At 68.3% G+C, this 9,031-nt stretch carries 2 protein-coding genes and 1 tRNA gene; 1 reads left to right on the top strand and 2 read right to left on the bottom strand.

The features are described 5' to 3' along the window. Positions 1 to 211: 211 nt before the first annotated feature. Entirely contained in the window at positions 212 to 5,695 is a 5,484-nt protein-coding gene (locus tag AB0D12_RS29135) for a HAMP domain-containing protein (RefSeq protein WP_362689021.1), read from the bottom strand. 268 nt (positions 5,696 to 5,963) lie between these two features. Here AB0D12_RS29135 and AB0D12_RS29140 point away from each other — a divergent pair, with 268 nt between their 5' ends. Beyond that, positions 5,964 to 8,618 (top strand): SpoIIE family protein phosphatase, encoded by a 2,655-nt coding sequence (locus AB0D12_RS29140; protein WP_362689024.1) that lies wholly within the window; start codon positions 5,964 to 5,966, stop codon positions 8,616 to 8,618. A gap of 47 nt (positions 8,619 to 8,665) precedes the next feature. Here AB0D12_RS29140 and AB0D12_RS29145 read toward each other — a convergent pair. Next, positions 8,666 to 8,738: transfer RNA gene (locus AB0D12_RS29145), tRNA-Thr, on the bottom strand. Between the last annotated feature and the right edge of the window lie 293 nt (positions 8,739 to 9,031).

The raw sequence follows: 9,031 nt of genomic DNA on the forward strand, positions 1-9,031 counted from the left end.
CGCCGCCCCAGGGGACGACTCCCTTGCGTCGCCCGTCCTTGTGCCGGTCATGGTAGCCGCACCCCGCCCGTCGCCACACCCTGTCACCGCGATGTCACTGTGCACGTAGCAGAAACGCAGCGGGAGACCAGAAGGTTCCCCGAATACCGCCGTCTCACACGCCTTCGGCCACAGTCAGTCAGCAACTCGCCGGGAATCGTGCGGTCATCGATCACTCCCCGCGCATCCACTGCTCCATCACCGAGAGCAAATGGTCGGGATCCACCGGCTTGGTGACATAGTCGGAAGCACCCGACTCGATGGCCTTCTCCCGGTCGCCCTTCATCGCCTTCGCGGTGAGCGCGATGATCGGCAGACCGGCGAACTGCGGCATCCTGCGGATCGCCGTCGTCGTCGCGTACCCGTCCATCTCCGGCATCATGATGTCCATCAGTACGACCGTCACATCGTCATGCTGCTCCAGCACTTCGATGCCCTCGCGGCCGTTCTCCGCGTACAGCACCGACAGCCCGTGCTGCTCCAGCACGCTGGTGAGCGCGAAGACATTGCGGATGTCGTCGTCGACGATCAGCACCTTCTCGCCGTCGAAGGTGAAGGTCCGACGCGGATCCGGAGTCTCCTGGCTGCTGTTCGCCGCCCACTGCTCCTGACCCGCCCCGGGCCCACCCGGCTGGCCGGGCAGCGCCGACCGCTGGTCCACGGCACCCAGCGCCTTGCGGCGGCGCCGGAACAGCGCCGCCGGGCCGGCATGGACGTCGGCGGACGCGGCCGGCTGCGCCTGCCGGCCCAAGTCCTCCACACCGTCGTCGGCGGCGCCCTGCGGGGCGACGGCGCCGGGGGCGAGCTGGGGGTAACCCTGCGGCGGCAGTTCGCTCGGGTGAAGAGGCAGATAGAGGGTGAACGTCGAGCCGCGGCCCGGTTCGCTCGCCGCATGGATCTCGCCGCCGAGCAGCCGCGCGATCTCCCGGCTGATCGACAGACCCAGGCCCGTACCGCCGTACTTGCGGCTCGTCGTGCCGTCGGCCTGCTTGAACGCCTCGAAGATCACGCGCATCTTGCCGGCCGCGATCCCGATACCGGTGTCGGTGACCGAGAAAGCGATCAGATCGCCGTCCGCGTCCCGCAGCGACCCGGCCTCCAGCAGCTGTTCGCGGATCGACTGCGGCACATCGGCGCTCGCCGGCCGTATCACCAGCTCCACCGCGCCACTGTCGGTGAACTTCACCGCGTTGGACAGGAGGTTGCGCAGCACCTGCAGCAGCCGCTGCTCGTCGGTGTGCAGCGTCGCGGGCAGCTCCGGCGACACCCGTACGGAGAAGTCGAGACCCTTCTCCGCGGTCAGCGGCCGGAACGTCGCCTCCACATAGTCGACAAGCTGCACCAGCGCGATACGGGTCGGGCTGACGTCCATCTTGCCCGCCTCGACCTTCGACAGATCGAGGATGTCGTTGATCAGCTGCAGCAGATCGGAGCCCGCGCCGTGGATCGTCTCGGCGAACTCCACCTGCTTCGGCGAGAGGTTGCCCTCGGCGTTGTCCGCGAGCAACTTGGCAAGGATCAGCAGGGAGTTGAGCGGCGTACGCAGCTCGTGCGACATGTTCGCCAGGAACTCCGACTTGTAGCGCATCGAGACCGCGAGCTGCTCGGCGCGCTCCTCCAGCACCTGCCTGGCCTCTTCGATCTCGGTGTTCTTCACCTCGATGTCACGGTTCTGCTGCGCCAGCAGCTCGGCCTTCTCCTCCAGTTCGGCATTGGAGGCCTGCAGTGCCTTCTGCCGGTTCTCCAGCTCCGCGGAGCGCTCACGCAGCTGCTCGGTCAGCTCCTGCGACTGCTTGAGCAGCACCTCGGTCTTCGTATTGACGCTGATGGTGTTGACGCTCGTCGCGATCATCTCGGCGATCTGATTCAGGAAGTCCCGCTGGATCTGCGTGAAGGGCTGGAACGACGCCAGCTCGATCACACCGAGGACCTTCCCCTCGAACAGCACCGGCAGCACGATCACATACGCCGGCGAGGCCTCACCGAGCCCCGAGGAGATCCTCAGATAGCCCGGCGGCACATTGACCTGGATGGTCCGCTTCTCCTCGGCGGCGGTGCCGATGAGGGTCTCGCCCGGACGGAACGACGTGGGCATCAGACCCGCGGAGTAGCCGTAACTGCCGCGCATGCACAGCTCGTACGACATCTCCCCGGCGACCGACACATCCGCGCCGCTGCCCGTCGCCATCGCCAGGAAGAACGCGCCGTGCTGCGCCGAGACGACCGGCGTGAGCTCGCTCATGATCAGCGAAGCCACGTCCTCCAGGTCGCGCCTGCCCTGCATCAGACCCGAGATACGGGCCAGGTTGCCCTTGAGCCAGTCCTGTTCCTCATTGGCGAGGGTGGTGTCGCGAAGGTTCGCGATCATCGTGTTGATGTTGTCCTGCAGAACCTGGATCTCGCCCGCCGCGTCCACATCGATCTTGAGGTTCAGATCGCCGCGGGTCACCGCGGTCGCGACGGCCGCGATCGCACGCACCTGCCGGGTGAGGTTCCCGGCCATCTCGTTCACCGATTCGGTGAGGTCGCGCCAGGTGCCGTCGACGTCCCGCACTCGCGCCTGACCGCCGAGCTGCCCGTCCGTACCCACCTCACGAGCCACCCGGGTGACCTCCTCGGCGAACGAGGACAGCTGGTCGACCATGGTGTTGATGGTGGTCTTCAGCTCGAGGATCTCGCCCCGCGCATCGATGTCGATCTTCCTGGTGAGGTCGCCCTTGGCGATGGCGGTGGTGACCGTGGCGATCTGCCGCACCTGGCCGGTCAGATTGGACGCCATCGAGTTCACGGACTCGGTGAGGTCCCTCCAGGTTCCGGAGACGCCCGGCACATGGGCCTGGCCGCCCAGTTCGCCCTCGGTGCCCACCTCGCGGGCCACCCGGGTCACCTCGTCGGCGAACGACGACAGCGTCGTCACCATGGTGTTGACGGTGTCGGCGAGCTCGGCGACTTCGCCGCTCGCCTCGACCGTCACCTTCTTCGTCAGATCACCGTTGGCGACCGCCGCGGAGACCCGCGAGATGTTCCGCACCTGATTGGTCAGGTTGTTGGCCATCAGGTTGACGTTGTCGCTGAGGTCCTTCCAGATGCCGGTGACACCTCGCACCCGCGCCTGACCGCCCAGCACACCTTCCGTACCCACCTCACGGGCGACCCTGGTCACCTCGTCGGCGAAGTCCAGCAGCTGGTCGACCATCGTATTGACCGTCGTCACCAGCTCGAGGATCTCGCCCTTGGCATCGACAGTGATCTTCTTCGACAGGTCGCCCTTCGCCACCGCGGTGGTCACCTCGGCGATATTGCGCACCTGCGAAGTCAGGTTGTTGGCCATGAAGTTGACGGACTGTGTGAGGTCCTTCCAGGTGCCGGAGACACCCTGCACCTCGGCCTGGCCGCCGAGGATGCCCTCGGTGCCCACCTCGCGGGCCACCCGGGTCACCTGCTCCGCGAAGTTCGAGAGCTGGTCGACCATCGTGTTGAGGGTGTTCTTCAGCTCCAGGATCTCGCCGCGCGCATCCACGTCGATCTTCTGCGACAGATCACCGCGGGCCACGGCGGTGGCGACCTGCGCGATATTACGGACCTGGCCGGTGAGGTTCTCGGCCATACCGTTCACGGAGTCGGTCAGGTCGCGCCACACACCGGCGACGCCAGGCACCTGCGCCTGGCCGCCGAGTCGGCCGTCCGTGCCCACCTCACGGGCCACCCGGGTCACCTGCTCGGCGAACGCGGAGAGCTGGTCGACCATCGTGTTGATGGTGTTCTTCAGCTCCAGGATCTCGCCGCGCGCATCCACGTCGATCTTCTGCGACAGATCACCGCGGGCCACGGCAGTCGTCACCTGGGCGATCTGCCGCACCTGCGAAGTCAGGTTCCCCGCCATGAAGTTGACGGAGTCGGTGAGTTCCTTCCACGTACCACTGACGCCGTCGACGCGCGCCTGGCCGCCGAGGCGGCCCTCCGTACCCACGTCCCGCGCCATCCGCGTGACCTGATCGGCGAACGAGGACAGCTGCGCCACCATCGTGTTGACGGTGTTCTTCAGCTCAAGCATCTCGCCCGCGACATCGACCGTGACCTTCTGCGACAGATCGCCATTGGCGACCGCCGTCGTCACCTGCGCGATGTCCCGCACCTGGCCGGTGAGGTTACGGAACGCGGTGTTCACCGAGTCGGTGAGGTCCTTCCACGTCCCCGCCGCACCCGGCACCTCGGCCTGCCCGCCCAGCCGGCCCTCGACGCCGACCTCCCGGGCCACCCGCGTCACCTGGGAACCGAAGGACTGCAGCTGGTCCACCATCGTGTTGACGGTGTTCTTCAGCTCGAGCATCTCGCCCGCGACATCGACCGTGACCTTCTGCGACAGATCGCCGTTCGCCACCGCCGTCGTCACCTGCGCGATGTCCCGCACCTGAGTGGTCAGATTGCGGAAGACGGTGTTCACCGAGTCGGTCAGGTCCTTCCAGGTCCCGGCGGCGCCCGGCACCTGCGCCTGCCCGCCGAGCAGACCCTCGGCCCCGACCTCGCTCGCCACCCGGGTGACCTCGTCCGCGAACGTACGCAGCGTCTCGGTCATCTGGTTGATCGTCTCGGCGAGTTGAGCCACCTCACCGCGCGCGCTGACCGTGACCTTCTGCGACAGATCGCCGTTCGCGACCGCCGTGGTCACCTCGGCGATACCGCGCACCTGGGAGGTGAGGTTTCCGGCCATCGTGTTCACCGAGTCGGTGAGGTCTTTCCACACACCTGCCACACCGGGCACCGCCGCCTGGCCACCGAGCTCGCCCTCCGTGCCGACCTCCCGGGCGACCCGGGTCACCTCGGAGGAGAAAGAGGACAGCTGGTCGACCATCGTGTTGACGGTGTTCTTCAGCTGAAGCATCTCGCCGGCCACATGGACGGTGACCTTGCGCGACAGATCGCCCTTGGCTACCGCCGTGGTGACGAGAGCAATGTCACGCACCTGTGCGGTCAACCGGTACGCCATGGTGTTGACCGAATCCGTGAGATCCTTCCACGAACCGGACATTCCGCGCACCTGGGCCTGGCCGCCGAGTTTGCCCTCGGTACCGACCTCCAGCGCCACCCGCGTCACCTCGTCGGTGAACGCCGACAGCTGGTCGACCAGGTTGTTGACGGTCCGCGCGACCTTCAGGAACTCACCGCGCAGCGGCCGTAGGGACCCGTCGGACCCGTCCGCCCTGTCCACGGCGTGCGAGCGCAGCTCCATACGCTGCTCCAGGTCGCCCTCAGCGACCGCCGAGAGCACCCGCCCCACCTCGGACACCGGCCGCGCCAGATCGTCCACCAGGGCGTTGGAGGCGTCGATCGCGGCCGCCCAGGAGCCCTCACAGGCCCCCGTCTCCAGCCGCTCGGTCAGCTTCCCCTCGCGCCCGACCATCCTGCGTACACGCGCGAGCTCACCCGTGAGGTGGAGATTGCGGTCGGCGACCTCGTTGAACACGGCCGCGATTTCGGACATAACTCCGTCGCCGGACACGGTCAGGCGCCTGCGGAAGTTCCCGTCCCGCATCGACACCAAAGCCGCCAGCAGCCTGTTGAGGGCTGCCGCGTCCACTTCGGTTGTCCCATTGTTCCGGGCCCGTCCGCCTTTCGCGCGCGTGTTTTTGCCACGCGCCGCCACGCCAGACTCCACCGTGTCCCTCCCGCAGGGGTTGACCGTACTGCCCGGACTGTCTCAGGAAGCCTGCCCAGTGTTTCACCATGGCCGAACCAGGCCATAACAGTTCGGCAGCTTCGCATAGCGTCCCCGCCCTCGGTGGGCGGAAACAGCGGTAACCGGCATCCGCTCGGACAGCGAAGGTAAGTAACCTGGCATCCGGCTGTCCACCCGCTCCGGTCCGCCCGGCGGGGGCGGGGTGGCGCAAGTACTACCACCGGGCACCGGGAGGGGCAGGCCGATCATGGCAGAGCCGGGCGTCGAGACGCGTACGAGGAGTTCTGTGATCACCGCGCGGGCGGCTGCCAGCTTCGACCCTGTGGGACGGTCCGTCGCGACCGCCCGCGCCTTTGTGCGCGACACCCTCCAGGGGTGGGGGTATGCCGACGTCATCGATGATGCGGTCGTCCTCACCAGCGAGCTCGTCACCAATGCCGTCGTGCACGCCGGCACCTCGGCCGACGTTCTCTGTCTGCGTACGGAGGACGGCGTACGGGTAGAAGTCGCCGACCGCTATCCCGAACGCGAAATCCCGATCCAGGGCACCGGTCTGTCACTCGGCAGCCCCGACCGCGAGAACGGCCGGGGACTCCTCCTGTGCGCCGCCCTCGCCTCCCGCTGGGGCGTCGAGTACACCCCCACCTACAAACAGGTGTGGTTCCAACTCGACCTCCCCCAGCGCCCGGTGGGCACCCGCTCCGCCGGCCCGGTCATGCCCACGGCCCTGCTCCCGGTGGCCGACGAACGCGTACGCGTCGCCGTCACCCAGATCGACCGCAGCGGTTCGATCTCCGTCTGGAACGAGGACGCCCAGCACCTCTTCGGATACGCCGCCGAGCACGTCATCGGCAAGCCGCTGACCGACTTCGCCGCCTGGCCGCACACCCCCGGCATCGGCACCGGCATCGTCGAGGCGCTCCAACTCTCCCGCTGGGAAGGCAGTTACGGCATCCGCGGCACCGACGGCCGCGTCGTCCCCGTCTACGCCTCCCACCTTCGGGTACGGGACACCAACGGCGAGCCCTCCACGGTCTGCCTTCTCGTACGCGACGACGAACGCGCCGTCATCCAGACCCCGCAGCGCGCCCCCGTCACCGAAACGGGCAGCGAGAGCCGCGCCACCGACCCCTTCGAGGTCTTCATCGGCTCTCCCGCCCCCGATGATCTCGACGGCCTACTCCAGCGCACCGTCGAGCGCGCCCGCGACATGCTCGACGGCGACGCCGCCTTTCTGCTGCTGGCCACCGACGACGAGACCGAGCTGGAAGTACGTGCCACCACCGGCCTCCCCTCGGCTCGCCAGCGCTTCGCCCGCGTCCCGGTCGAAGCCGGCACCGGCCGCTACGGCTCAGCCAGAATGCCCGCCGTCCACGAGGACCTCACCGCCGTCCCCGGCGCCGTCCCGCTGCTCAACTCCACCGGGATGCGCTCGGTCGTCACCGTCCCACTGAAGGTCGAAGGCCGCCTCACCGGCTCCCTCGGCGTCGCCGCCGAATCCGCGGGCCGCTACTCCAACGAGGAGGCCCTGCGCCTCCAGTTCGCGGCCGACCGCATCGCCCTGGCCGTCGAATCGGCCCGCCTGGGCGAGCTGGAACGCCTGCGCCGCGGCTCGCTCTCCTTCCTCGTCGAGGCTTCCGACCTGCTCGCCGGAACACTCGACCGCGACCAAACCCTGGCGCTGATGGCCCAGATGACGGTCCCCACCCTCGCCACCTGGTGCGCCGTCTACACGATCGCCGACCAGGCTTCGGAGCCGTATCTCAGCTACGTACTCCACGAGGACGAGGACCGCATCGACGGCCTCAAGGCCCTCCTCGCCAAAATCGACCCGCCCGACCCGGTCCCCACCCCAGGAGCCCGCGTCTGGACCGCTCCGGCCGACGCCGCCCAACAGGCGGCCCTGCGCACCTCCAAGCGCGAACTCGGCCTGGGCTCCACTTCACCGGTCTCCTCCGGCATCGGCACCACACGCGCCACGGCCGCAGCGGTCGGCGGCGAGACGGTCGTCCTGCCGCTCGTCGCCCGCAACCGTGTCATCGGCATGCTGGTCCTCGGCAAGCCCTCCGACGACCATTTCCGCCAGGAGATCCTGGAACTCGCCGAGGACCTCTCCCGGCGAGCGGCCCTCGCCCTCGACAACGCCCGGCTGTACTCCGAGCGCACAGCCATCAGCCAGGCCCTGCAGCGCAGCCTGCTGCCGCCGGGGCTGCCCCAGATCCCCGGCGTCGAGGTCGAGGTCATCTACCGCGCGGCCGGCGAAGGCAACGAGGTCGGCGGCGACTTCTACGACCTCTTCCCCATCCGTGACGGCGCGTACGGCTTCGCCATCGGCGACGTGTGCGGTACGGGCCCGGAAGCCGCGGCTGTCACCGGCCTCGCCCGCCACGCACTGCGCCTGCTCGCCCGCGAAGGCTTCGGCGGCCCCGCGGTCCTCGAACGCCTGAACGCGGCGATCCTCGACGAAGGCGCCCGCAGCCGCTTCCTCACGCTCCTGTACGGGGAGTTGTGGCCCCAGGAGGACGGCAGCGCAGTCCTCAAGGTCGTCTGCGCCGGCCACCCGCTGCCGCTGCGTCTGCGTCAGGACGGCAGCGTAGAACCGGCAGCGGAGCCGCAGCCCCTCCTCGGCGTCATGGAGGATCTGGAGCTGTACGAGCAGATGGTGACCCTCGACCCCGGCGACGTCCTGCTCTGTGTCACGGACGGCGTCACCGAACGCCGTGAGGGCACCCGCATGCTGGGCGACGACGGCCTGATCGACGTCCTCACGACCTGCACCGGCCTGACGGCGGGAGCGGTCGCCGCCCGCGTCCTGCGCGCTGTGGAGCGCTTCGCGGCCGAACCCGCCTCCGACGACATGGCCATCCTCGCGATGCGCATCCCGGAGCCCCACACAGCCTGAAGACGAAGAAGGCCCCCGCCACTTGGCGGGGGCCTTCTTCTTTGCCGAGCCCCAATACGGAATCGAACCGTAGACCTTCTCCTTACCATGGAGACGCTCTACCGACTGAGCTATTGGGGCCTGCTGCCCTGCGGCAACGAGGTAGATCGTACCCCGAACTCCCGGCTGCTCAGAACCATCCATTCCACTGGGTCGGCCGTTTCCCTGCTGCCACGGTTCCTGCCACCCCTGCACCCTTGCGGACGATCCGAGTACGCCCAGGATCGCCGTCGCCGCCGCACCGGTCCTGCTCTCCCAGGAAGTGGTCCTGAACGCAGGAAAGCCCCGCACCATGACGGTGCGGGGCTTTCCCACAATGATTGTTCGGCGGCGTCCTACTCTCCCACAGGGTCCCCCCTGCAGTACCATCGGCG

It is taken from the genome of Streptomyces sp. NPDC048479 (assembly GCF_040651435.1).
Taxonomy (GTDB): domain Bacteria; phylum Actinomycetota; class Actinomycetes; order Streptomycetales; family Streptomycetaceae; genus Streptomyces.

Excerpts from the sequence above, each read along its gene's own strand:
- AB0D12_RS29140 (WP_362689024.1), top strand. The coding sequence starts at position 5,964 with ATGGCAGAGCCGGGCGTCGAGACGCGTACGAGGAGTTCTGTGATCACC.